Raw genomic sequence first — 26,773 nt, 5'->3', positions numbered from 1 at the left:
AAAATTAAATATCAACATATGAAAAAGGTATTATTAGCTGCCGTTTTTTTGGCAGGTTTTAGCTTCTCTTTTGCACAGGAATCTAAAGCTAAAAGTATTGATCCCAAAGAAGATAAAGATCTTATGACATGGTATCATAAAGATTTTGCAACTTCAAAAGTATATGGGGTAAATACTGCAAATGCTTATAAATACCTGGAATCTAAAGGGCTGAAGCATAAAACCGTAGTGGTGGGTGTGTTAGACAGCGGAGTACAGGTAGATCATCCGGGATTGGTAAAGAATCTATGGTCAAATCCGAACGAAGTTCCCGGAAACGGAAAAGATGACGATGGAAACGGATATATTGATGATGTACACGGATGGAACTTTATAGGAGGAAAAAACGGTGATATTGATATCGATAACATGGAGGTGACAAGAGTAGTTGCCAAATATAAACCTGTTTTCGAAGGAGATGATTCCACAAAAAATAAAGCCAATCAGGCTAAGATGAAGGATGAGTTTGAGATGTACATGAAAGCCAAAGATATGTTCAATAAAAAGAGTATCGAGGCTCAGCAGAACTTCAGAACCTATTCTATGCTTAACGAATTGATTCCTAATATGGTAAAACTGCTGGGAGGTAAGCCTGTAACTGCAGAAACGATTGCTGGGATCAAAGCTCCTACAGATCAGAGAGATGCCATTGCGATGGAATTTTTAGGCCAGATTTCACAAAGCCCAGAATTCAAAGGAAAATCAGCAGCAGAGTTTGAAAAGAAGATGAAGGAGGAAATGAAAGAAGCAATCGATCACTTTGCTCCTGCAGCAAAACAATATGACCTTTCATATGATCCAAGAAAAGAGATTGTAGGGGATAACTATGATGATTATTCTGAAAAAATCTATGGAAATAATCATTATGAAGGACCGGACGCAGAACATGGAACTCACGTGGCAGGTATTATTGCCGGACTTCCTCAAGGAAAAGAAGTTCAGTACGGAGTCGCTTCCAAAGTGGCTAAAATCATGTCTGTAAGAACAGTCCCGAATGGAGATGAAAGAGATAAAGATGTTGCCAATGCCATCAGATATGCAGTAGATAACGGAGCCAAAGTATTAAACATGAGCTTTGGAAAACCGGTTTCTCCCGGTAAAAATGTGGTTTGGGATGCTTTCAAATATGCTGAAGATAAAGGTGTTCTTTTGGTAAAAGCTGCTGGTAACGAAAATGAAGATGTAGCAGAACATCTGGCATATCCTACCAACTTTAAAAATGTTACAGATGAAAAGCCATTTGTAAGTAACGTTCTTGTAGTAGGGGCAAGTACCAATAAAAATAATGCACTGAGAGCAGATTTTTCTAATTACAACAAAAAAATGGTCAACGTTTTTGCTCCGGGAGAGGAAATTTATTCTACCGTTCCTAAAAACGAATATAAATACCTGCAGGGTACTTCTATGGCTTCCCCTGTTGTAGCCGGAGGAGCGGCTGTTTTACTGGCTTATATGCCGGATCTGAAGCCTTATCAGATCATTGAAGCTCTTGTGAAAAGCAGCAATCCAAGTACAGCAAATGGATTTGGAGACCAATCTCAGGCTGGTGGAGTTATTGACCTGAAAAAGGCCGCAGAATATGCGTATACCAATTTCTATAAAGGTAAACCTTCAGGCACGGCCAAGCCTTCGAAATCCGTAAAAAAGGCTGTTAAAAAATAATTTATCTCTCTGTATTTAAGGAGAAACCATAAAGAGTCCGAATTTTTTCGGACTTTTTATTTTTTATTTTAAATTTTGGCACGGTTTTTTGTAACTTTATAGTAACAAAATAATAAACAACAAAATGAAAAAGTTACTACTTGCAGGGATGTTGGGAACATCACTTTTTGCAGTTTCGTGTTCCTCTGTTAACAAAGCAGCCACATCTCAAAATCAAAGAGCCGACTTCCTGAAAATGAAAGGAGACTGGCAGATTGTAAGCATAGATTATGATAAAGGTTATAAAATTAAGCCTTTTGACGAAGGTGCAGATGCACAGTGTTTCGTAGGAAGCCACTGGAGATTGATTCCCAATAACTGGACAGGAGCATATACTTTAAACGGGGGTGGAGATTGCCCGGCAATTACACAGCCCATCAAATTTGAAGTAAAAGGCGGTAATACATTTATGTTTAAAAAAATTGCTTCAGGTACAAAAGCTAAACAAAATACAGCAGGTTACAGCCTTACAATGATCAATCAGACTACAGATCAGTTTTCACTTGAGCAAGATGTTCCTTTTGAAGGAGGTAATGTAAAAGTAGTTTACAACTTCCAGAGAACAGGAATGAAATAATTTATCAACATAAAAGATCAAAAAAAATGAAATTTACAAAAACATACGTAGGAGCCCTTTTCTTATCATCAGCATTATTATTGACAAGCTGTGAAGCGGTTCAGAATTCAAATCACCAACAAAAAGGTACAGCAGTAGGGGTTGCTTCGGGAGCCGTAATTGGGGGTATCCTTGGTAACAATGTAGGAAAAGGAGGAAACGGAGCTATCGGAGCTATATTGGGAGGTATTATAGGTGGCGTTGCAGGTAACGTTATTGGTAACAAAATGGATAAGCAGGCAAAAGATATTAAAGAAACTTTGCCGGGAGCTCAGGTAGAAAGAGTAGGAGACGGTATTAAGGTAACCATGAATGAAAGTATTGTAAACTTTGCTTTCGACTCTTCAAACCTTACTTCTGTTGCACAAACAAACCTTGACAAATTAGCTGAAGTACTGGTTAATAATCCAGATACGAATATTAATATTTATGGTTACACAGACAGCAAGGGTGCAGATGCTTACAACCTTAAGCTTTCTCAAAGAAGAGCAGACGCTGTGAAGTCATACCTGGTAGGAAAAGGAATTGCATCAGCCAGAATGTTTACAAAAGGTGAAGGTGAAGCTATGCCTGTAGCTAGCAACGATACAGATGAAGGAAGAGCTAAAAACAGAAGAGTAGAGTTTGCTATTACTGCCAATGAAAAGATGATTAACGATGCCAAACAAGGCCAATAGTTAATTTAATATATAAATATTTTCGTAAAAGACCGCCCCGGCGGTTTTTTTTGTATTTTTATGCTAGAAATTTTGAATTTATTATTTTTGTATTTGGAATAACATAAATGAAGAAATATTTAAAGCTGCTCCGTGTGGAGCAATGGGTGAAAAACCTTTTTGTATTTGTCCCTCTTTTCTTTTCAGGTAATATTACCAATATAGATCTGCTTCTCAAGAGCATTTTTGCATTCGTTATATTTTCACTTGCAGCAAGTGTGGTCTATATACTGAATGATTATAACGATATTGAAGCAGACCGAAAACACCCAGAGAAAAGGAGAAGACCTTTGGCCAGTGGTGCTATTTCAAAATCAAAAGCCGTAGGAATTCTTATTGGTCTTATTTTGGTAAATATTGCTCTTGTATTCTTTACAAAAATTTATTTCCATGAATTACTTTGGAAATTTGCCATCATCATAGTTTTTTATGTGGTGATGAATCTTGCCTATACTTTCAGGCTGAAGCATGTTCCTATCATTGATATCTTTATTATTGCCATAGGATTTGTTCTGCGTGTATTGGCCGGAGGTTATATTACAGGAATAAGTATCTCACAGTGGGCGATCCTGCTTACATTTGTATTGGCTTTGGTACTGGCTATAGGAAAAAGAAGAGGCGAACTTATCAATGCACAGGTTTCAGGAAAAACAAGAAAAGCGCTGGATGGATATAACGTTCAGTTTGCTGATATTGCTTTGTCCATTTCTATTACACTGGCTATTGTCTGCTATCTCATGTTTACCCTTTCTCCGGAAGTTCAGGAAAGATTTCACGAAAGAGTTTTTTATACCGTAATTTTTGTTGTATTTGCGTTGTTAAGATATCTTCAGCAGACCCTTGTTTACAACAGAACGGAATCTCCAACAAAAATTGTTTACAGAGACCGTTATATACAGGTTACCTTATTGCTTTGGGTAGTTGCATTTTTAATTCAAATTTATTTTAAGAAATGAAACCGAATTTCACACAGAAAGTTACAAACTGGGGGAATTTCCCAATAGTAGAGAAGGAAATGAGATCTGAGGACAGTTTCAGAAAAATAAAAGAATTTGTACTCAATCACAACGAAGTTATTGCAAGGGGAAATGGAAGATGCTACGGAGATGCTTCGTTGGGAGAATCTATATTTTCAACTAAAAAATTAAATAAATTTATCAATTTTGACCGTTTGAACGGAATCATAGAATGTGAATCCGGAGTGCTGCTTTCAGATGTACTGGAAATAGCAGTTCCACAGGGATACTTTCTATACGTTACTCCCGGGACAAAATTTGTGTCAGTAGGAGGTGCTATCGCTTCCGATGTTCATGGAAAAAACCATCATGCAGAAGGATGTTTTTCAGAATATGTGATTGAGTTTAAGCTAATGACTGAGAAAGGTGAAATTATTACCTGTTCCAGAGAAGAGAATGTGGAAAAGTTCTGGGCTACCATTGGAGGAATGGGACTTACAGGAATTATTCTTACCGCAAAATTTAAACTTAAAAATATAGAATCTGCATACATTCGCCAGGAAAGCATCAAAGCGGATAATCTGGATGAGATCTTTAAACTGTTTGATGAAAGCGAAAGCTGGACCTACACGGTTGCCTGGATTGATTGTCTTCAGAAAGGAAAAAATATCGGAAGAAGTATTCTGATGAGAGGAGAACATGCTTTCCAGCATGAACTTCCCCAGAGTTTTTCCAAAACACCTTTGAGATTGAAGAAGAAATTTTCTCCTACAGTTCCGTTTTATTTTCCGGGATTTGTACTGAATGCCCTTACCGTAAAAATATTTAATTGGTTATACTATAAGAAACAGTCTAAGAAGGAAGTTAAGAATTTTATCGATTATGAGACGTTTTTCTATCCTTTGGATGCTGTTAATGACTGGAATAAAATCTATGGCAAATCAGGATTTATACAGTACCAAATGGTTATTCCTAAAGAAACAGGAAAAGAAGGAATGAGAAAAATCCTTGAAACGATAGCGAATAGCGGAAACGGATCATTCCTGGCTGTTTTAAAACTTTTTGGAAAAAACAATCCTCAGGCTTACAATTCATTCCCTGTTGAAGGGTATACATTGGCTCTGGATTTTAAAGTTAATTCAAAACTGAAAAAACTGGTAGATCAGCTTGATGCTATTGTTCAGGAGTTTGGAGGGAGAATTTATCTTACCAAAGACAGTATGAGCAGATCATCATTGACCAGTTACCTGAAAAATATTCAAAATCCTAAATTTGTGTCTTTACAGCACAAAAGAATCATAAATAACAATTCATAATGATAGTTCTGGGAAGTACATCTGAAGTGGCACAGGCTTTTGTGGAAAAAGCACTTCAGGAAGGAGAAAAGTTTGAAAAAATCTATCTTTTTACCTCAAATAAAGAAACTACAGAGCGTTTTGCAAGGCATATTGATGTTAAGTTTCTGCAGCAGGCGGAAGTTGTAGAACTGGATCTGACAAAAGAAATTGATTATAATAGATTTGATAATATCAATTCAAATGTATTATTTTGTGCCGTAGGATATTTGGGAGAAGGAACCGAAGAAGGATTATATGATAACAAAAATACAGAACGTATCATTGAGATTAATTATTCAAAACTGGTTCCTGTGATGAATTATTTTGCCCATAAGTTTGAAAGCAGAAGATCCGGAACGATTATCGGGCTTTCATCAGTGGCAGGAGACAGAGGGAGACAGAGTAATTTTATCTATGGAAGTGCAAAAGCTGCTTTTACGGCTTACCTGAGCGGTTTGAGGAACTACCTTTTTGATAAGAAAGTACATGTTCTTACAATAAAGCCTGGGTTTATGGCAACCAAGATGACAGAAGGCCTGCCTTTAAATCCGAAACTGACAGCAACTCCGAAACAGGCAGCTTCCTGTATTTATAAAGCCTTTAAAAAGCAGAAGGATGTGGCATATGTTTTGCCGGTTTGGAGTATTATCATGATGATTATCAGGAATATCCCTGAATTTATATTTAAAAAATTAAAGCTTTAAAAAAAATGAAAAAATTGTATTGTTTTGATTTTGACGGAACCCTGACATATAAGGATACCATGTTTATGTATCTTAAATTTTACGATTCTACAAAATACCGTATACAATTTTTAAGACATGTGCCTCTTTTTATCCTGCTGAAGCTGAAACTGGCCGAAACGGAAAAAGTGAAAAAAAGCTTTATCGGTTCTATTTTAAGGGGACAGACCCAGGAGAAAATAGAACAGAAGTCTAAACAGTTTTTTGAGATGCATTATCCTAAGATAGTGAGGGAAAATGCGTTAGACTTTATAAAAAATATCGATAGGAATAATACACAGAGTTTATTGGTAACCGCTTCACTTGATATCTGGGTGAAACCTTTCGCAGAAGAACTTAAAATGGAGCTTGTGTCTACGCGGGCAGAGTTCAAGAACGGGGTTTTCACCGGAAATTTTGTAGGAAAAAACTGCAATGGAAATGAAAAGCTCGTAAGAATCAAAGAAGAAATTAATGATTCCAGATATGATAAAATTATTGCATTTGGTGATACTTCCGGAGATCGTCCAATGTTGAAATGGGCAAATGAGGGACATTACCAATTTTTTCACTAATTTTGGGAGATAAAATTGTAAAAAATGAAAAGCCTTATCATTGCATGTGCAGTACTCTTCATGGGTTGTGCCGGTACTTCATCTCAGAAGTTTTCTGCTATGCAGGAAAACACGGATCTCCTGGTTTCTGAAAATCAGGGAGGAGCCGATGCTCCCGGCTTTAAGATCATTAAAGACGAAAAGGATTTTCGGAACATTATCAGCGGAAGTTTTGGCATTTCAGAACCGGGAAAGGAATCTTATATAAAATATCCACAATTTCCGAAAAATAAAAAAGTTGTTTTATATAATTTGGGAAGCTTCAGATCAGGCAGTCACAAAATTGAAGAGATTAAAAATATATCTGTTAAAAATCAGATTTTATATGTGGAAGTTCCGGCTGGAGAACCCTCAGGTGGAATGGAAATTCAGATGATCTCAAGCCCCTGGATTATATTTACTGTTCCCGCAGATTACAAATTTACCTCTGTAGAATTAAAATATTCAAAATAATAATGAATAAAGTATATTTAGATAATGCCGCAACCACTCCGCTTGCAGAAGAAGTCATAGATGCAATGGTTGGCACTATGAAAATGAATTTCGGAAACCCGTCTTCAACACACAGTTTTGGGCAGGAAGCAAAAATCCTTATTGAAAATGTAAGAAGACAGGTTGCAGACTATCTTCATGTAACTCCTGCTGAAATCATTTTCACTTCCTGTGGTACCGAATCAAACAATATGATCATCAAATCCTCGGTAGAACACCTTGGAGTAGAAAGAATCATCAGCTCTCCTCTGGAACATAAATGTGTTTCTGAAAGTATTCTGGATATGAAAAGCAGAAAAGGAGTAGAAGTAAACTACATCCGTCCGAATGAAAAAGGAGACATTGACCTTGTTAAATTAGAAGAACTTTTAAAAGCTTCAGATAAAAAAACATTGGTTAGCTTAATGCATGCCAATAACGAAATCGGAAATATCATTAACCTTAAACAAGTTGCCCAGCTGTGCAAAGAGCATCATGCGCTTTTCCACTCAGATACTGTACAGACAATGGCCCATATGAACCTTGATTTCTCTGATATCCCTGTGGATTTTGCATCTTGTAGCGCCCATAAATTTCATGGACCCAAAGGTGCTGGATTTGCATTTATCAGAAAATCAACAGGCTTAAAAGGAATTATTACCGGAGGGCCTCAGGAAAGAAGTCTTAGAGCAGGAACAGAAAATGTTTGCGGTATCGTAGGGTTGGGTAAAGCATTAGAGCTTTCTCTGAATCATATGGAGGAATATACCAACCATATGCAGAATATCAAAGAGTATGCAATTGAAAGGCTTTCTGCCGAAGTTGAAGGAATTAAATTCAACGGAAGAAGTGCTGAGAAAGAAAACAGTCTTTATACGGTTTTAAGTGCTTTATTGCCTTATAAAAACCCATTGATAGGACTTCAATTGGATATGAAAGGCATTGCAATTTCTCAGGGAAGTGCATGCTCATCAGGTGCGTCAAAGCCTTCAATGGTTATGATGATGGTGCTTTCTGAGGGTGAAATGGATCACTGCACTCCATTACGTATATCGTTCAGCCATATGACTACAAAAGCAGAGATCGATATATTGGTCAATGCATTAAAGGAAATTTCAAGCGATTACACTATAGAAAAAACTAATGTTGAGCATAGATAGTCTTGTGCTCTAAAAAGCGTAATTTTGAACATCCAATAAAGGAAAAGAAAATAATATTAATTAAAATAAAAGAAACAAAAATGGCTTTAGAAATTACAGACAGCTCATTTCAGGATACGGTTTTAAAATCAGACAAACCGGTATTAGTAGACTTCTGGGCAGTATGGTGCGGACCTTGCAGAACTTTAGGACCAATCATCGAAGAAGTAGCATCAGATTTTGAAGGTAAAGCAATAGTTGGGAAAGTAGATGTAGACAACAACCAAGAAATTTCTATGCAGTATGGTATTAGAAATATTCCTACAGTTCTTATTTTTAAGAATGGAGAAGTAGTAGACAAATTAGTAGGTGTAGCTCCAAAAGAGGTAATTGCTGAAAAATTAAGCGCTCACTTATAAAAAAAATAAGTTTGATAATGAACGCCTTCCAGTATTGGAAGGCATTTTTTTTAAAATAATTTGCAGATGACAAAAAAAGTTGTAATTTTGCAACCACGAAAAAGAAACGACGTTCTTTAAAATAATGATCCGGTAGTTCAGCTGGTTAGAATGCCGCCCTGTCACGGCGGAGGTCGCGGGTTCGAGTCCCGTCCGGATCGCAGAAGTTTTCTCAATTTACTTTAAAAAAATTGATCCGGTAGTTCAGCTGGTTAGAATGCCGCCCTGTCACGGCGGAGGTCGCGGGTTCGAGTCCCGTCCGGATCGCGGAAGTTTTCTCAATTTACTTTAAAAAAATTGATCCGGTAGTTCAGCTGGTTAGAATGCCGCCCTGTCACGGCGGAGGTCGCGGGTTCGAGTCCCGTCCGGATCGCAGAAGTTTTCTCAATTTCTTTTAAAAAAATTGATCCGGTAGTTCAGCTGGTTAGAATGCCGCCCTGTCACGGCGGAGGTCGCGGGTTCGAGTCCCGTCCGGATCGCCACTGCGATATCAAAGTAGTCAAAATACTGTAAAATACATATTTTACAGTATTTTTTTTTGTGTATGCATGTGAATTAAATATAAGAATATCTCAAAACAGAAGATTTATATTTTGAATAAAAATTAACATATGCTATTAAAAATATTAATAATAATTATTATCTTCGCTCGATAATAAAACCACCAAATGTTGAATTAATGAAAAAGATACTTTAGGTTTATTTGTGTATGGGGAATGTTTTTAAAATCAGGGAAGTAAGATATATACCCAGGTGGTCGGTTTTTCTTATTGATATTTCAGTCATTTTTTTTTCAGTTTTAGTTTCATATTTTCTTTTGAATAGTCTAGGAGTAAAACTTAACTTCATTAAGTATCAAAAGGAAAAAATATTTTCAGTGATTATCATTAATATTTTGTGTATAGTTCTTTTCAAGACGTATGCAGGAATTATCAGACACTCTACTTTTTTTGATTTCTTTAGAATTGTATGGTCTTCAGGCAGTGCTCTTATTGTCTTGCTGGGGCTGAATTTTATATCGGAACTGATATTGGGTAAACCAGTATTTTTATACCCTGTTCTTTTTTTATTTTTCTTTATCTCTATTTTTCTGATGTTCTTTTTCAGAATGATAACAAAAGAACTTTTTGGTGTGTTAGAAAGTAAGGGTACTCTATCTAAAGACAGAATTGCTATTGTAGGGGTAGAGGATACTTCTGTGTCACTAGCAAAGGCTATTATTCATAATCCCGATCATCCATATCAGCTGGCTGGGTTTCTTAGTGCAAGATCGGATTCTAAAAAAGCAATGTTGCTTGGTCATAAAATTTATAATAAAAAGCAATTTCTTAAAAGCGGTAATCTTAAAGAACAGTTTGATGCGGTGTTAATCAAAGATGTGATGACTAAGCAAGAGATAGAAGAATGGACTAGCTTTGCATTGGATAAAGGATTGAAAGTATTAAAAGCACCGGTAACCAATATAATAAAAGAAAATCATAAAGTGGAAGACATTCGTCCTCTTCAGATTGAGGATTTACTGAACCGTCCGGCAATTAAAATAGAGAATGATGAGGTAAAATCTTATCATGTTAATAAAAATATTCTGGTAACCGGAGGAGCAGGATCTATAGGAAGCGAAATTGTAAGACAGGTTGCTCAGCTAAATTCGTCACTTATTGTAGTTGTAGATCAGGCTGAATCTCCTTTATATGAATTGCAGCTTGATTTATTAGAAAAATTTCCCAATCAAAGGTTTAAATTTATACTGGCGGATATTTCAAATTATTCCAGAATGGAAAAATTGTTTGATGATTATCAGTTTTCAATAGTGTATCATGCAGCAGCATACAAACACGTACCTTTGATAGAAGATAATCCGCATGAAGCTATTTTTGTAAATATCGGAGGAACTAAGAATGTTGCGCTCTTATCAAAAAAATATGATGTTAATCGTTTCGTGATGGTATCTACGGATAAAGCTGTAAATCCTACTAACGTAATGGGGGCTTCCAAAAGAGCTGCAGAACTTTTTGTGCAGTCTTTACAAAATTCTTCAGATAATACAACAAAATTTATAACAACACGTTTTGGAAATGTATTAGGTTCCAATGGCTCTGTAATACCACATTTCAAAAAACAAATTGAAAAAGGAGGTCCGGTAACGATTACCCATCCCGATATTATTCGTTATTTTATGACGATTCCGGAGGCCTGCGAATTGGTACTTCAGGCCGGAACGATGGGGCAGGGAGGTGAAATTTATGTTTTTGATATGGGGAAACCGGTTAAAATTCTGGATTTGGCGGAAAGAATGATAAAATTATCAGGATATACTCCGGGTATTGATATTAAAATTGATTTTATTGGGTTAAGACCTGGTGAAAAGCTGTATGAAGAACTTTTAACAGATAATGCTACAACAATTCCAACGCACCATGAGAAAATTATGATATCAAGAGATCCATTAATGAAGTTTGAAGATATAGAAAATTTGAGTACACAAATTATTCTGTCAGCAATGAATAAAGATAGTTTACAGATTGTGAGAATATTAAAAATTATTGTTCCTGAATTTATAAGCAATAATTCGGAGTTTGAAATTCTTGACTGCGTATCCGGGTAAAAGTGTATGACGGAAATTAAAGCATAAAAGCCACAAAAAAAAGTATAAAATAATAATTTAACAATTTTAATTCCAAACGGAATGAAAATTGCTAGAGAATGAATTAATTTAAATATACAGATTAAAATACGCTTCGCATAAGTGAATATCCTGATTAATATAATAAATTATGTGTGGTTAGCTTTCTTACAATAAGTATCTTAAATTTAACCCAGATAGATTATTAAATAATAACACAAGTAGACTTAGAATAAATAGCATATGAATAAAAAGATTATTACATATATAACACTTTTGTCGGTTATTTTATTATCATGCCGGCCAAAGCAGAATATGGTATATATGTCAAAACATAATATGGAAGAGGAGGTTGCTAAAGCAAAATTTCAAGGCTTGCATATTCAGGAAGGAGATGTACTTTTAATTCTTGTTTCTGCACTTGATGAAATTGCTGTAAAACCTTTTAACTTAAATACTGCCAACAAGGTTGGAAGTGATGGTGGTAGGGGAATTAACCAGTATGTAGAACCCAGTCAATATCTTGTCAATGAAGAAGGTTATATCTCTTTTCCGGTTTTAGGAAATGTGTATACCAAAGGAATGACACAGATACAATTGAAACAGGAACTTGAATCACGTCTTAAGAGATATCTGACAGATCCATTGGTAACTATAACCCTTAAAAACTTCAATGTAAGTGTTTTAGGAGAGGTGAAGGAACCAGGACAGAAAGAAAGTGTCTCTCAAAAAATCAATATTTTTCAGGCTCTTGGTCTTGCAGGTGATATGACAGATTTCGGAGACCGTACAAACGTAAAGCTTATCCGTACAGGAGAAGATGGTACAGACCAAATTGTTCATATCGACCTTACCAGATCTGATATTGTGAGTTCGCCATACTATTATATGAAGCAAAATGACATATTATATGTACAGCCAGACAAAAATAAACAGGTTCAAGCCAACTCGAATCCGAACAGAGCCCTTACATTCCAGATTATTGGTGCTTTACTGACAGCTGGTACACTTATTATTGCTTTAACTCGTAGATAAAATATGCAGCAGATAGAATTTCAGGAAAGTGAAGAATCGTTGGATTTAAGAAAGATCATTGGAAAGTACTTAGTCAAATGGCCTTGGTTTATAACATCTGTCTTATTATTTCTTATTGTAGCCTTCATATATTTAAGATACGCTGTCCCTCAATATGAATCGATTACTACTTTAAAATTTGATAAGAAACAGTCTGATTTAACAGGCGCATTAATTGATCTTGATAACTTAGGACTTGGTTTAGGAAATGCAGATGAACTTAAAAGTGAAGTGGCTGTAGTAAGCTCCAGACCTATTCTGATGAAAGTTGTTGAAAACCTGAATCTTAATATACAATATTATAATTCAGGCGAAATAAGAGATTCCGAATTATTTACCAAAGTTCCGATTGTTGCCAAAATTATTTCTTATAATAATACCAAAAAATTTGTTTCTTCCCAATACATGGTGAAAGAGGTAAACGGAAACGAATTTGTTTTAGAAGATAAGGAAAGCAAAAAAGTAAAGGGGGTTTTCGATAAAAATCTAGCACTTGATTTTGGAACTGTAGTTCTTCAAAAAGTTCCGGGTCTTACCTTTAAAGATAAATATAAAATTGTCTTTTGGAATCCTATAGAGAAGATAAAATCTTTGGAAAAAAAGATTCAGGTTGACCTTCCGGATCAGAAAGCTATGCTTATGGACATTAAGATTGTAGGAACTGTTCCCGAAAAATCAGAAGCCATTCTTAATGAAGTAACAAAACAGTATAATCTGGATGGGCTAAGAGATAAAAACTTACAAGCTCAAAATACGCAGGAATTTATCGATAAACGATTAGAAGTTATTTCACGGGATCTTTCCGGAGTGGAGAATCAGAAAGAAGATTTTCAGAACCGTAACCAAATCGTGGATTTGCAGGCTCAGGCTCAGCTGGCACTTCAAAATACAAATGAAAATACCAAGCAATTGCTTCAGCAGCAAACACAACTGGATCTTCTTAACTCACTTCAAAATGAAGCTTCAAAAGGAGATAATCAGCTTATGCCTTCAAATTTAGGACTCAATCCTGCTTTGGAACAGGCAATTTCACAATATAATACTCTTGTTATCACCAGAAATAAAACTTTGAAGCAGGCTACCAATGAAAACCCTGCTGTGATAGAAATGAATAAAGAAATTTCTTCACTAAAAGAAATTGTGAGAGATAACATCCGTCAGCAAAAAGCAACGATTCAGGCTACTATTGCACAGATAAACAGCCAGATCTCCACCAGTACAGGAATGATTGAAAAAGTTCCCGGACAGTCGAAAATCTACAGAGGTATCGAACGCCAGCAGAATCTTAAAGAACAGCTTTTCCTTTTCCTTTTACAGAAAAGAGAAGAAAATGCGATCAATCTTTCTGTGAATGTTCCGAAAGCTAAAATTGTAAATCCTGCTTACACTGATGATATTCCGGTTTCGCCTAAGAAAAACATCATTCTTTTGGCTGCCGCTATATTAGGATTAATTATACCGCTTGTGTTGTTCTATCTTTTCTTTATGTGGGATGATAAAATCTACAACCGTACAGATATTTCAGAAAATTCATCTCTTGGGGTACTGGCAGATATTCCTGCTCTAAAAGATGATCAGCTTCACCTTGTACAGAAAAACGATTTCTCAGAATTGGCTGAAGCATTCAGAATATTAGTTTCCAATCTGAAATTCTTACTTCCTAAGAAAGATTCAGCGAAAGTCATATTGGTAACTTCTTCAGTGAAGGGAGAAGGAAAAACACTGGTTTCAGTGAATCTTGCTCTGACATTGGGAAATAAAAACGGACGATCATTGCTAATTGGTTCGGATATTAGAAATCCACAGATACAGAGATATGACGATGAACGTGTTAAGAATGCTGGTCTTACGGAATATTTATATGACGAAACGGTAGATGTAGAAGATCTTATTTATACTTCAGATACCAATCCTGAGTGTGATGTAATTTATGCAGGATCCATTCCTCCAAATCCTCAGGAGCTTCTTTCCAACGGTCGTTATCAGAAGCTTATCAGTGAGATGTCTTCCCGTTACGAATATATTGTGATCGATTCAGCTCCGCTGATGCTTGTGTCAGATACATTGAGTATTTCTGATACTGCCGATGCTTCTTTATACGTACTGAGATCAGGAGTATCAAGAAAAATATTACTAGATTTTGCAAATAAACTGGTTAAAGAATCAAAAATATCAAACGTCTCTTTAGTGATCAACGATGTTTCTAAAAATGTTGGTGGTTATGGCTATGGATACAACTATGGCTACGGTTACGGATATACAGCTGATAAGAAGAAAAACTGGTGGCAAAAGCTTTTTAATAAGTAATCAAATTATCTTCAAAAATAAACATAAAAATAAAGTAAGAACACCATAAAATATGAATATAGAAAATAAAATAGGGGTAATAGGTTTAGGATATGTAGGGTTACCTCTGGCTCGTTTATTTGCAACAAAATATTCCGTAGTTGGTTTTGATATCAATCAGGCCAGAATTGCAGAATTGAATAGCGGAAAAGATTCTACCCTGGAGGTAGAAGATGAAGTATTGCTGCCGGTTTTAGTAAAAGAGAATCCATTTTCAAGTTTATCAAAAGGATTGCTTTGCTCATCTAATCTGGAGGATATCAAAGATGCTAACATTTATATCGTAACTGTTCCTACACCGGTAGACAGACATAACCGTCCTGATCTGACGCCTCTATATAAAGCGTCTGAAACAGTGGGAAATGTATTGAAAAGAGGAGATATTGTTATTTATGAATCTACTGTATATCCTGGTGTTACAGAAGAAGAGTGTATCCCTGTGCTTGAAAAAGTTTCGGGATTGAAGTTTAACGAAGATTTTTTTGCAGGATATTCTCCTGAAAGAATTAACCCGGGAGATAAAGAACGTACCGTAGAGAAGATTTTAAAAGTAACTTCAGGCTCTACACCGGAAATTGGTAAAAAAGTAGATGAATTATATAAATCCGTAATTGCAGCAGGTACCCATTTGGCACCAACCATTAAAGTAGCTGAAGCATCAAAAGTGATCGAAAATTCACAGCGTGATATCAATATTGCTTTTGTGAATGAGCTCGCAAAGATATTTAATCTATTGGATATTGATACACACGCAGTTTTGGAAGCAGCAGGAACGAAATGGAATTTCCTGAAGTTCAAGCCCGGATTGGTAGGAGGGCACTGCATAGGGGTAGATCCTTTCTATCTTGCTCAGAAAGCACAGGACGTAGGATATTATTCTGAGCTTATCCTTACAGCAAGAAGACTGAATGATTCTATGGGGCAGTTTATAGCTTCCGAGGTGGTAAAAACAATGATTAAGAAAAGAATCAATATTACGGATGCGAAAGTACTGAATCTTGGAATCACCTTTAAGGAAAACTGTCCGGATGTAAGAAATACAAAAGCAGCAGATGTTATCAATGCACTTGAAGACTATTCTATCGAAGTTGTAACCTACGATCCGTGGGCAAGCCCGGAAGAAGTAATGCACGAATATGGTATAAAATCTAGAAATACTCTTGAAGATATGGAGGAAAAATTTGATGCTGTCGTTCTCACGGTTTCGCATGATGAGTTCCTGAATATTGATCTTTCCCGTTATCTGAAGGAAGAAGCAGTTGTATATGATGTTAAAGGAATTTTAGAAAAATACGATAATCGTTTATAAAAAAGAAAATAAAAAATGAAAATAGCAGTAGTAGGAACGGGATATGTTGGTTTGTCTAATGCCGTCTTATTGGCCCAGCATAATGAAGTGGTAGCTTTAGATATTATTCAGGAAAGAGTAGAATTGCTTAATTCTAAACAATCTCCTATTGAAGATGAAGATATCAGTACGTTTTTAAGCACGAAACCCCTTAATTTCAAAGCCACTTTAGATAAAAAGGAAGCTTATGATAAAGCTGAATATATTATTGTTGCTACCCCCACAGATTATGACCCTACTACCAATTATTTCGACACAAGCAGTGTTGAAAATGTAATTAAAGAAATTGCGGAGTATAATTCTGACGCTGTAATTATTATTAAATCTACAGTTCCGGTAGGCTATACTGTAGAGTTAAAAAGCAGAATGCATTCAGATAATGTGGTGTTTTCTCCTGAATTTTTGAGAGAAGGCAAAGCTTTATATGATAATTTATATCCTTCCAGAATTATTGTCGGCGAGCAGAGCGAGAGAGCAAAAATTTTTGCAGAATTGCTGAAAGAAGGCGCCATAAAAAAGGATATTCCAGTTTTATTTACAAATCCTACAGAAGCCGAAGCCATTAAATTGTTTTCAAATACCTACTTAGCATTGCGTGTAGCTTATTTCAACGAATTAGACAGCTATGCGCAAATCCATAAACTGGATACCCGCCAGATTGTAGAAGGTGTTGGTCTGGATCCAAGAATTGGTTCACATTATAATAATCCGTCTTTTGGATACGGAGGATATTGTCTGCCTAAAGATACCAAACAGCTTTTGGCAAATTATAACGCTGTTCCCAATAATATTATCCAGGCAATTGTAGATGCAAACAGAACCCGTAAAGACTTTATAGCAGATTCTGTACTCGCCAAAAAACCAAAAAAGGTAGGTGTTTACCGTCTGATCATGAAAGCAGGCTCCGACAATTTCAGAGCATCTGCCATACAGGGTGTAATGAAAAGGATTAAAGCTAAGGGAGTAGAAGTGGAAGTGTTTGAGCCGGCACTTAATGAAGAGTCTTTTTTCGGTTCCAGAGTAGTAAAAGATTTCGAACTTTTCAAGAAAGAATGCGATGTAATTATTTCTAACCGTAATGCATCGGAACTTGCTGATGTACAGGAAAAAGTGTATACAAGGGATCTATTTGGTAATGATTAAAAGTATAAATGCATTATAATTAATTTAATGATTAAAACAAAACATCTAATTATATTTGGAACTCGTCCAGAAGCTATAAAGATGGCTCCCTTAGTAAAGGAACTTTTAAAATGTGACGATTTTGAAACAAAAGTATGTGTGACTGCTCAACATAGAGAAATGTTGGATCAAGTACTTGATTTTTTTGAGATAAAGCCTGATTATGATTTAAACTTAATGAAGCCTAATCAAAATCTATACACTCTTACAGGCGATATTATTACAGGACTTCGTCCTATTCTAGAGGAGTTTAAACCTGATTTTGTGTATGTTCATGGAGATACAACGACTACAATGGCTGCAAGTATTGCGTCTTTTTATGCAGGAGCTAAAGTTTGCCATGTAGAAGCAGGATTAAGAACACACAATAAAAGATCACCATTTCCAGAGGAAATAAATCGTCAGGTTGCAGGACGTATATCGGACTACCATTTTGCCCCAACCGAACAATCGAAACAAAATTTATTAAATGAGAATATAAAAAACGAAAATATTCTTGTAACCGGTAATACTGTTATCGATGCTTTATTAGATAGTACTGATAGAGTCAACACAATATCCAATAATGAAATTGATTATTTGAAAAACATCGTTGATTCCTCAAAAAGACTTATATTGGTAACTGGTCATCGACGCGAAAATCACGGAGAAGGATTTATAAATATTTGTGAAGCACTTAAGGAAATTGCCATTAACAATCCAGATGTACAGGTGATATATCCTGTTCATTTAAATCCAAATGTAAAAGAACCTGTTTATAAAATTTTATCAGGAATTGATAATATTCATCTAATATCTCCTCTAGCTTATCCTGCATTTGTTTGGCTTATGAATAAGTCTTATATGATCATTACGGATTCAGGAGGGGTTCAAGAAGAAGCTCCGAGTTTGGGTAAGCCCGTTTTAGTAATGAGGGATACAACTGAGCGTCCTGAAGCGGTAGATGCCGGAACAGTTATTTTGGTAGGAACAGATAAAAATAAAATTGTTGCAGAAACACAAAATTTACTTGATAATTCCGAACAATATAACTTAATGAGTGAGCTTCATAACCCGTATGGAGACGGGAAGGCGTGTAAAAGAATCGTAGACTTTATATCATCCAAATAATTTTGAAAGGTGAATATAAAATCATTATATAAGAAAGTCTTAGGGACGGGAAACCAACAAAAGATTATTAAAGGAGTATTCTGGTCCTTTTTGGGAACTCTTATATCTAAAGGATTTGTTTTTATAGCTCTTTTTTTAGTGGCAAGAATATTAACAGTAGACGAATACGGAAAGTTGGGATTATTGCAATCATACATTAATACATTTACTACATTCAGCCTTGCAAGTTTTGGTGTAACTGCTACAAAATATCTTGCTCTATATGCTGAGAGTGATAAGGAAAAGGCCAGTGAGATTTATTCTTTAACAAGATTGTCTGTATTCTTTTTAGCAGTGGCGATACTTGTTCTTTCATTAGTGTTTAATAAACAGATAGGTGAGTATATTGTGGGAAATCAAAATATGTATAAGGAGGTATTACTTTGTGCTTTTGCTATTTTTTTCTCATCCCTTAACGGATTGCAAACTGGTGCTCTTGCTGGTCTTGAAAATTTTAAAAGCATATCATTTGTCAATATGGTAAATGGGATTCTTTCATTACCGCTGATAATGTTTTCTGCATACAAATTTGGAATTTACGGTGTAGTTGTTTCTCTTGTTATAATTAATTTCTCTATTTGGCTCTGTTCAGCAATATTATTACAAAGAGAATTAAACCTTAAACAAATGAAGTTTACAATAAAAGGCCAGAAGAAGCATTTAGAAACAGTGTATAACTTCACTTTACCATCTTTTATAAGCAGTATGATGCTAAGCCCCGTGGTACTGATTTGTAATTCTATGTTGATAAAAAATCATATAAGTGGATATTATCAATTAGGAATTTATAATGCGACTTTTAATTTTTCCCAATTAGCAACATTATTACTGGGAATTGTCGGACAAGTAATATATCCTATGGCAATTAAAAATTTTGGAAAAGGAAACAGAAAGTTTGATTTTATTAATATTCTGCTGCCATACATTATCGGTATAATTATATGCTTGCCAATTTTAACTTTTCCTGATGTCTTTTCTCAGTTATTTGGGAGTAAATATAATTCTTCTATTATGTATAATACTACAGTTATAGTCGTATTATTCACCTTAATTAATGCACAAAAATTAGGGGTCGCAAGGAATTTTGCAGCTGGCAATTTTATGTGGTTTAGTGTATTTAGCAATGGATTTTGGGCTGTTACAGCAATTCTATTTTCTTTTTTATTAATTAAACAAGGAGCAATAGGAAGGTCTATCGCTTTTCTAGTTGCTTATATATTAAATTTTGTAGTCTTTATTCCATACTTTATAAAGAATAAGCTTGTAAACAAGGAATTACTGATGACCAAATATAATTTACTTATTTATTTGCTCATAATTGGAAATGTTTTAACATACTATTTTCATTTTAATATGTTCTTAAGGGCTTTTATTATGTTGATGTCATTTTTATTTATTGCATTTATTTTCAAGATATGGTATTTAAAATTTTTAGAAAAAAATGGAAACTAATATAGTTATAAGAGGAGGTTATGGTTTTGGTAATTTTGGTGATGATGCCTTAATGTATACTATTGTAAAGGAATTGAATGAAGTTTCCACTGATATTGTACTTCTTTGCCAGTCAGCTTCTTATATTAATAATATTTTACCTGGTATTAAAGTTATGGATTATCATAAACTTAAAGAACCTGTAAATTCAAAATTATTAGTATATGGAGGGGGAACACAATTTTATCATTTTAAAAAAAATACTTTCAGCAAAGCGTTAAAAGATAAAATATTTAATCTCAGCCATATTAAAAATTATATTAACAAAAAAATAGTAAAGAAAAACTTTATTGAAAACAAATTCCAGATCAGCAATTATGCTTCACACATTGCATTGGTTGGTGTAGGTGTAGGCCCTTTTGATATAGAAAATTCAACTATAGAGAGAAAAACGGGAGAGTTGTTTGCTAAGGCTGAATTTGTGGGAGTAAGAGATGAATTTGCTTTAAAAAAATCAAAAGAATGGGGTGTTAAAAAACCAATTCTTTCACCGGATATTTGTTATTCTTTTAATAGCCATTTTTTAGATTCATATACAAATGAGACTAACGAAATAAAGAAGATAGGTGTTATTGTAAGAGACTGGAATTATGCAAATGGAGGAGGAGAGTACTATGAAAAATTGCAGCAAGCTACGGAAAAGCTTAAGAAAGACGGATACGAGATAAAGTATATCCTTTTTGATGCCGAATCTGATTCCTATTGGTATAGCAAAAAAGATAAATTGGATATGATCATCTGGAATCCTGAAAAGGATAAATTTGACTCTTTTTTGGAAGAGATTTCAAAGTGCGATTTATTTATTACAGCTCGTTTTCATGGGGCTATCTTTGCTTCATTATTGAATACACCATTTATAACAATTGAAGTTGAACAGAAGTTAAAGTTTATTTCAGAAACCTATTCTGAAAGTTCATATAGCTGGGGAAATCCGTTCGATCTGGAAGATTTGTATTCCAAGATTTCTTTACTCAATGAAAACTATGTACAACGAAAAACATATTTGACGCAGAAGATGCTTGCATTTAAAACATTATCTGATCAAATGTTTTTAAAATTAAAAGAATATTATAATCAATTACAATAATATCAGATGAAAATACATATTTTTTATTTAGCAGTAATGGATCGTTTGGGTAAGCAGATTACGGTTGGAGGTATTCAGAATTATTTAATAGGTCTAGGTACAGCTTTAAAAAATGCAGGATATGAGGTAGTAATTTACCAGGGTGCAGACGAAAACTTTGTGTCAGAATATAAAGGAATAACTATTATAGGCAAGAAAAACAATCTGAAAGAATCATTAAAAAAACAAACGAAAGATGTTTTTAGCCAGGTTAAAGATAAAATTTCAGTTAATGATATAATTGTTTTTGGTACAGATAAGATCGCATTTAAGTTAAAAGGATATTCAAAAACGATTTCTATCCAACATGGGATTTCATTTGATTATATTTCATATAATGCCTTTCCCGGATTTTTTAAAAAGAACATAGTAGGTATATTCTATAAACTCTTACAATGTTACAAAAATGCAAAAGACTTTCTTATTTGTAAAAATGTTGTATGTGTAGATTATAATTTTACAAACTGGATAAGAACAATTTTACCTCGAAGTTATTCAGAAAATACGGTAGTGATACCTAATTATGCTACCACTTCTAAAGAAACCAGCATCAATCAGATTTCTGGGGATAAAATTAAAATTCTTTTTGCAAGAAGGTTCGAGATGATGAGAGGTGTACATATTTTGATAGATATAGTAAAAAATATTACAACAAAATATGATAATGTAGAATTTACAATATGTGGAGAAGGACTATTAAAAAATGAATTAATAAAAGAAATCGGTTCTTTCTCAAATGTCACCATTACTAAATATGATATCGGAGAATCTGAGCAGTTCAATTTACAACATCATATTACTTTAGTGCCGACTTATGGAAGTGAAGGGACTTCATTCTCATTATTAGAAGGAATGGCGGCGGGAGCTGTACCTATTGTTTCAAATGTGGGGGGAATGACCAATATTATTCTAGACGATTATAATGGATATATTATGAATCCTGATAGCAAAGCTTTTATTGAAAAAATAAGTTTTTTGATTGAAAATCCTGATATTTTAAAAAGAATTTCAGAAAAAGCAAAAGAAACAATAGAGTATTCTTTCAATGAACAAAAATGGAAAATAAATTGGATGAATTTTATTAATAAAGTGCATAATGCAAATTAAAAAAAAGTTTTATAATTTTTATGTAATCTTTTGTTTAGCTGGTTTTTTAATATCTAGTTTCCTACCTTCTATTTTAAAAATACAAGGACAGGGTATTAATATAATCTATCGTGTACTCGTACTAGCTTTTAGCCTTATAATTATCAGTACCAATATTTTTTCCAAAAAGTTTAATTATAAAGTTTTTAACTTTTATACGTTATTTATAATTTTTTGGGGATTTTATTCATTATTCCTGTTAAAAGATATTTATATAGAACCTGTTAGGTTAGCTTCCAATAAATCTTACTCAGAATATATTCAGTTTGCATTTGGAGCTGTGTTAATACCTTCTTTCGGCTTTATGGTATTGGACTTTAAGAAATTAAACTTTAAAGTAATACTTAACATAATTTATTATATTATATATGCTTTACTCTTTATATCACTACTATCAAGAAATAACAATAATGTTACAGGAAGAGATGTCGGAGATCTTGAAATAGGAGTCCTTGTATATGGACAATATGGAACTATGTTAGCATTATTGTCGATTTATAAGCTAACAAATGAGAAAAAAGGAATTTTTTCTATTCTTTATATAGCCGGTATAATTTTAGGGGCACTGATTATCTTCGTATCAGCAAGTAGAAGTCCGTTTATAGCTTTGATTTTGTCAACTGTTTTTTATTTTGTTATTAAAAAAGGAACGAAAGGAGTTTTTTATTTGAGTATACCTGCTGTTTTTATTTCTGTTTTCTTTTTTCAGATTATGGAATTGTTTGGAAGTCTGTTTAAAAGTAATTTTTTAGATAGATTGGTTTCAACTTTTGAAAAGGATAATGAGCGTGAAAAATTATTTAAGGTCGCTTTAAGAGAATTTATTGACAATCCTTTTTTTGGAAAAAATTTTTTAATACAAACAAAACCATATATAGGCTCTTATCCTCATAACCTTTTTGTCGAAGCTTTTATGGCAACAGGTTTTTTTATCGGAATGATACTTGTAATATTATTTATTAGAACTCTTTTTATAAAAGGTAAGTATGTTATACAGAATGATCATTCAACGGGTTGGGTTCCGATGATTTTTTGCCAGTTTTTTATTTTCAGTATGTTTTCAAATAATATTTATTCCAACAATTTGCTATGGTATTTATTGATTTTAACAATTATTACTTTTAGATATGAAAAATATTTTAATGTTCATCGTACTCCTGTGCTTAGTGCCTAGCTGGTTTAATGGACAACAATTTTATGTATATACACAAAGTAAAAGGTATAATATACAATGTAAAAATTGTATAAAAAATTATTATTTTTTTGGTCAACATTACATTGATGGGAATAAAAAAAATATCATTGACCTTAATACCTTAACTCAAGGAATTAATACTATAATACCTAACAAACAAAGTACCGATTTAATAGTACTGGATATTGAAAATAAGATTTATCAGGATGTCAAACAGAAAAGCAGATTTGATGTCAATTATGCTTCAAATATAAAGAAACTGGTAGATATGGTAAATCTTGTTAAAAAAATGAGACCTAATGCAAAAGTTGTATTATATGGCGTTCCGTTTAACTTCAACTATGATTTTCAAAAGAAATTTAATGACTTTGAAAAGCTGAAGCCATTACTAAAAAGTGTAGATTATCTGGCACCTTCATTATACCTAATGTACTCTAATTTTGAAAAAGGTGATAATTATTTTAAAAACTATATCACAACTAATTTAGATCTGAGCTTTCATATGGCAGAAAAAGTTCAAAAGCCAGTGTTGCCATTTATTTGGTATAAAATTCACCCTTATAATAAAATTTCCGGTGGTAGTGTAGTTAATGAAAATTTATATGATACTTATTTAAAACTAATAAAAGATTATAGCTACAAAGGAAAGAAAGTAAGCGGTATTATTTATTGGGAACCCTCGAAAGAAACAATTAATATTAACGAGAAACTTAATAGTACATTAAAAATTTTAGATAAATGATACTTCACATTACAAACGATTACTCAGGATCCACAGTGTATAAAAATTTAGTGAGGGAGCTGGATAATAACGGGGTAGAGCAGATTGTGTATAATCCTTTTCGGGAGGTTTCCAGAATGGGAAAAAATAAAATAAATTTTAAAAGTAGCCGCTCTCAGATTATCTATAGTCATATTTTATCAAAATATGCAGATAGGGTTTTGTATCAGAAAAAAATAAAAAAAATAGTACAAGACATTGAAGCAAAAATAGATCTAAAGTCCGTCAGGTTTATTCATGCTCACACATGGTACAGTGATGGCGGGGCAGCCTATGAGCTTCATAAAAAATATAATATCCCATACATAGTGGCAGTGCGCAATACGGATCTTAATCTGTTTTTGAAATATTTTCTGCACGAAAGAGGCTATGGTAAAAAAATACTCCAGAATGCAGATAAGATCATAACCATTTCGGCAGTCTATAAGAAAAGAATGCTGGAAGATCCCCGGCTGTCTCATATCATGAATGATGTACAGCAAAAAATAATGATGATCCCGAACGGTGTGGATTCTTATTGGATAGAATCAAAGGTTTCTCAGAGGAAAATTGTTGAGAACGAAAAAAAGATTCAGTTGTTGTATATAGGAAAATTTGATAAAGGAAAAAATGTCTTTAACCTCATTAATGCTGTTAAAAATCACAATCACAAAGTTCAGAATATGGTAAAATTGACACTGATTGGAGGAGGAGGAAATGACGAGAAAAGAATCCTGGATTCTATTAAAAACGATCACTCATTTGAGTTTGTAGGAAGAGTAAACAGCCTGCCTGTTCTAAAATCCTATTACGAAAGAAGCGACTTCTTTACAATGCCTTCCAGAGCCGAAACCTTTGGCTTGGTCTATATAGAAGCGTTACTGCAGGGATTACCGGTGATGTACACGCAAAATGAAGGAATCGATGGTTTTTATGATGATTCTATTGGGGAAAAAGTGGAAGATACTTCTGTTTCAGCAATTGAACGAGGGCTTGAACGCTTAATCCAAAAACGGGATCATTATAGTTTTGATATTGGAAAATTTTCAGAAAATCACGACTGGAAGAAAATAGCAGAAGCATATCAGCAATTATATAAACAAAAACAATAATGAACATTCTATACATACATCAATATTTCGTAACTCCCCGGGAACCAGGAGGAACAAGATCGTATTGGCTGGCACAAGAACTTATTAAAAAAGGGCATAAAGTTACTATGCTTACTTCATCATCCAAATTTTCAGAAGATATTAAAATTGTAAAAATTGATGGTATTGAAATCATTTATATAAAAGAAGATTACGACCAGAATATGAGTGTTTCCAGAAGGTTAAAAGCTTTCTTGAAGTTTATGTACAAGTCCTCTGTTGTGGGATTGAAACAGAAAGATATCGATTTGGTGATTGCTACATCTACGCCTCTTACAATAGGTATTCCGGCACTTATATTAAAGTGGTTTAAAAAGACACCTTATGTTTTTGAAGTAAGAGACCTCTGGCCGGAGGTACCCATTCAGATGGGAGCTATAAAAAACAGCTGGACAATAAAAATAATCCGTCTGCTGGAAAAAACGATTTATAAAAATGCTGCCCATGTTATTGCACTTTCTCCCGGTATGCAGGACGGAGTCGTTAAATATATTCCAAAAGAAAAAACATCAATGATTCCGAATATGGCTAAAATGGACGAATTCTGGCCCAGAGGAAAAAACGATCAACTAATGGAAAAGCTCGGGTTAAAAAAAGATTCCTTCAAAGTAGTTCATTTTGGGTCTCTGGGATTGGCAAATGGAGCTCATTCAATTATTGAATCCGCCAAATTATTAAAAAATAGAGATGATATAGAATTTCTGTTTGTAGGAGGAGGTTCCACCGAAAAAACTTTGGTAGATGAAGTAGAAAAAAATAAACTTAAAAATGTGAAATTTCTCGGAAAGTTCCCTATGAATGACGTATCTGAGATTGTCAATTTTTCGGATGTTTCTATGATTTCCTTTTTGGATCTCCCGATTTTGTACACCAACTCTCCAAACAAATTATTCGATTCATTGTCTGCAGGAAAACCAATTATGGTAAACTCTGCCGGATGGACTAAAGATATAGCTGAAAAATACCATTGCGGATATTATGTAAACCCAAACTGTCCGGAAGAGCTTGTACAAAAAGTACTCTATCTGAAAGATAACCCTGAATTGGTAAATAAAATGGGACAGAATGCGAGGAGACTGGCTGAAACAGTTTACGACAAATCTATTTTGTGTAAAAAATTTGTTGAAGTTATCGAACAAACAGAATAAATAATCAAGATAGAATGGGTTGCTATGTTCAAAAAATATATTAAAAGTATCATACACGCTATATCTCTAATTGAATAGTACGGAGAAATTACTATTTTGGAATTTAAGTAACAGGAATGTTGATCTTGTGTGTTTTTATTATCAACTTTCTTAAATTTTCTAAGTAAAAAATAATAAAAAGACATTTAATAGTAATTATATCTTAATTTTTTGTGTTTGACAATCTGTACCTTAACAATGGCTGTGAAAGAAAAGAAATAGGTTT

General features: G+C 34.0%; 23 protein-coding genes and 4 tRNA genes. All 27 read left to right on the top strand.

Going from position 1 to position 26,773, the window contains the following annotated elements:
• The first annotated feature begins 18 nt into the window (after positions 1-18).
• The 27 genes from C8D70_RS14570 (at position 19) to C8D70_RS14440 (ending at position 26,508) form a co-directional block, all read left to right on the top strand.
• Positions 19-1,701 carry a S8 family serine peptidase gene (locus C8D70_RS14570; protein ID WP_110367771.1) on the top strand — a complete coding sequence of 561 codons (1,683 nt, stop codon included), beginning with the start codon at positions 19-21 and terminating at the stop codon, positions 1,699-1,701.
• 124 nt (positions 1,702-1,825) lie between these two features.
• Entirely contained in the window at positions 1,826-2,317 is a 492-nt protein-coding gene (locus C8D70_RS14565; protein WP_076596761.1) for a lipocalin family protein, read from the top strand.
• A gap of 26 nt (positions 2,318-2,343) precedes the next feature.
• Positions 2,344-3,033 (top strand): OmpA family protein, encoded by a 690-nt coding sequence (locus tag C8D70_RS14560; protein WP_076596762.1) that lies wholly within the window; start codon positions 2,344-2,346, stop codon positions 3,031-3,033.
• Between the two features lie 107 nt (positions 3,034-3,140).
• On the top strand, positions 3,141-4,028 hold the full coding sequence (locus tag C8D70_RS14555) for a decaprenyl-phosphate phosphoribosyltransferase (protein WP_110367770.1): 888 nt from the start codon (positions 3,141-3,143) through the stop codon (positions 4,026-4,028).
• Positions 4,025-5,344, top strand: coding sequence for an FAD-binding oxidoreductase (locus tag C8D70_RS14550; RefSeq protein WP_076596764.1), 1,320 nt, complete (start codon positions 4,025-4,027; stop codon positions 5,342-5,344). The genes C8D70_RS14555 and C8D70_RS14550 overlap by 4 nt, the downstream gene beginning before the upstream one ends.
• A complete protein-coding gene (locus C8D70_RS14545) occupies positions 5,344-6,069 on the top strand; it encodes an SDR family NAD(P)-dependent oxidoreductase (protein ID WP_076596765.1) in 726 nt (241 codons plus the stop codon). The genes C8D70_RS14550 and C8D70_RS14545 overlap by 1 nt, the downstream gene beginning before the upstream one ends.
• 5 nt (positions 6,070-6,074) lie before the next feature.
• A complete protein-coding gene (locus C8D70_RS14540) occupies positions 6,075-6,662 on the top strand; it encodes an HAD-IB family hydrolase (protein ID WP_076596766.1) in 588 nt (195 codons plus the stop codon).
• A 24-nt stretch (positions 6,663-6,686) separates the two neighbouring features.
• Positions 6,687-7,154 (top strand): hypothetical protein, encoded by a 468-nt coding sequence (locus C8D70_RS14535; protein ID WP_076596767.1) that lies wholly within the window; start codon positions 6,687-6,689, stop codon positions 7,152-7,154.
• Positions 7,155-7,156: 2 nt separating this feature from the next.
• On the top strand, positions 7,157-8,332 hold the full coding sequence (locus tag C8D70_RS14530) for a cysteine desulfurase family protein (RefSeq protein WP_110367769.1): 1,176 nt from the start codon (positions 7,157-7,159) through the stop codon (positions 8,330-8,332).
• 80 nt (positions 8,333-8,412) lie between these two features.
• Positions 8,413-8,730 carry a thioredoxin gene (gene trxA / locus C8D70_RS14525; RefSeq protein WP_047380983.1) on the top strand — a complete coding sequence of 106 codons (318 nt, stop codon included), beginning with the start codon at positions 8,413-8,415 and terminating at the stop codon, positions 8,728-8,730.
• A gap of 126 nt (positions 8,731-8,856) precedes the next feature.
• Positions 8,857-8,930, top strand: a tRNA-Asp gene (locus C8D70_RS14520).
• 32 nt (positions 8,931-8,962) lie between these two features.
• Positions 8,963-9,036, top strand: a tRNA-Asp gene (locus C8D70_RS14515).
• A 32-nt stretch (positions 9,037-9,068) separates the two neighbouring features.
• Positions 9,069-9,142: transfer RNA gene (locus C8D70_RS14510), tRNA-Asp, on the top strand.
• Between the two features lie 32 nt (positions 9,143-9,174).
• Positions 9,175-9,251, top strand: a tRNA-Asp gene (locus tag C8D70_RS14505).
• 227 nt (positions 9,252-9,478) lie between these two features.
• Complete coding sequence (locus C8D70_RS14500) at positions 9,479-11,374, top strand: polysaccharide biosynthesis protein (RefSeq protein WP_076596769.1); 1,896 nt, start codon at positions 9,479-9,481, stop codon at positions 11,372-11,374.
• 342 nt (positions 11,375-11,716) lie between these two features.
• Positions 11,717-12,427, top strand: a complete 711-nt coding sequence (locus C8D70_RS14495) for a polysaccharide biosynthesis/export family protein (protein ID WP_228408033.1) — start codon at positions 11,717-11,719, stop codon at positions 12,425-12,427.
• Positions 12,428-12,430: 3 nt separating this feature from the next.
• Positions 12,431-14,773 (top strand): GumC family protein, encoded by a 2,343-nt coding sequence (locus tag C8D70_RS14490; protein ID WP_110367767.1) that lies wholly within the window; start codon positions 12,431-12,433, stop codon positions 14,771-14,773.
• Between the two features lie 52 nt (positions 14,774-14,825).
• Entirely contained in the window at positions 14,826-16,121 is a 1,296-nt protein-coding gene (locus C8D70_RS14485) for a nucleotide sugar dehydrogenase (RefSeq protein ID WP_110367766.1), read from the top strand.
• A gap of 15 nt (positions 16,122-16,136) precedes the next feature.
• Positions 16,137-17,303 (top strand): nucleotide sugar dehydrogenase, encoded by a 1,167-nt coding sequence (locus C8D70_RS14480; RefSeq protein WP_110367765.1) that lies wholly within the window; start codon positions 16,137-16,139, stop codon positions 17,301-17,303.
• Between the two features lie 27 nt (positions 17,304-17,330).
• Complete coding sequence (gene wecB, locus C8D70_RS14475) at positions 17,331-18,452, top strand: non-hydrolyzing UDP-N-acetylglucosamine 2-epimerase (RefSeq protein ID WP_110367764.1); 1,122 nt, start codon at positions 17,331-17,333, stop codon at positions 18,450-18,452.
• Positions 18,453-18,461: 9 nt separating this feature from the next.
• Entirely contained in the window at positions 18,462-19,943 is a 1,482-nt protein-coding gene (locus C8D70_RS14470; RefSeq protein ID WP_110367763.1) for an oligosaccharide flippase family protein, read from the top strand.
• The gene (locus tag C8D70_RS14465) at positions 19,933-21,069 is read left to right on the top strand and encodes a polysaccharide pyruvyl transferase family protein (protein WP_110367762.1); all 1,137 of its coding nucleotides are present in this window, start codon (positions 19,933-19,935) and stop codon (positions 21,067-21,069) included. The genes C8D70_RS14470 and C8D70_RS14465 overlap by 11 nt, the downstream gene beginning before the upstream one ends.
• Positions 21,070-21,075: 6 nt before the next feature.
• On the top strand, positions 21,076-22,215 hold the full coding sequence (locus C8D70_RS14460) for a glycosyltransferase family 4 protein (RefSeq protein ID WP_110367761.1): 1,140 nt from the start codon (positions 21,076-21,078) through the stop codon (positions 22,213-22,215).
• Positions 22,205-23,428 carry an O-antigen ligase family protein gene (locus C8D70_RS14455; protein ID WP_110367760.1) on the top strand — a complete coding sequence of 408 codons (1,224 nt, stop codon included), beginning with the start codon at positions 22,205-22,207 and terminating at the stop codon, positions 23,426-23,428. The genes C8D70_RS14460 and C8D70_RS14455 overlap by 11 nt, the downstream gene beginning before the upstream one ends.
• Entirely contained in the window at positions 23,397-24,191 is a 795-nt protein-coding gene (locus tag C8D70_RS14450; RefSeq protein WP_181416136.1) for a hypothetical protein, read from the top strand. Before C8D70_RS14455 ends, C8D70_RS14450 begins: the two co-directional genes overlap by 32 nt.
• Positions 24,188-25,321, top strand: a complete 1,134-nt coding sequence (locus tag C8D70_RS14445) for a glycosyltransferase family 4 protein (RefSeq protein ID WP_110367758.1) — start codon at positions 24,188-24,190, stop codon at positions 25,319-25,321. Before C8D70_RS14450 ends, C8D70_RS14445 begins: the two co-directional genes overlap by 4 nt.
• On the top strand, positions 25,321-26,508 hold the full coding sequence (locus tag C8D70_RS14440) for a glycosyltransferase family 4 protein (protein ID WP_110367757.1): 1,188 nt from the start codon (positions 25,321-25,323) through the stop codon (positions 26,506-26,508). The genes C8D70_RS14445 and C8D70_RS14440 overlap by 1 nt, the downstream gene beginning before the upstream one ends.
• Positions 26,509-26,773: the final 265 nt, after the last annotated feature.

It is taken from the genome of Chryseobacterium sp. CBTAP 102 (assembly GCF_003201365.1).
Lineage (GTDB): Bacteria > Bacteroidota > Bacteroidia > Flavobacteriales > Weeksellaceae > Chryseobacterium > Chryseobacterium candidae.
Note: the sequence above shows the minus strand (reverse complement) of the source record. Positions and strands in the feature narration are given on the sequence as shown.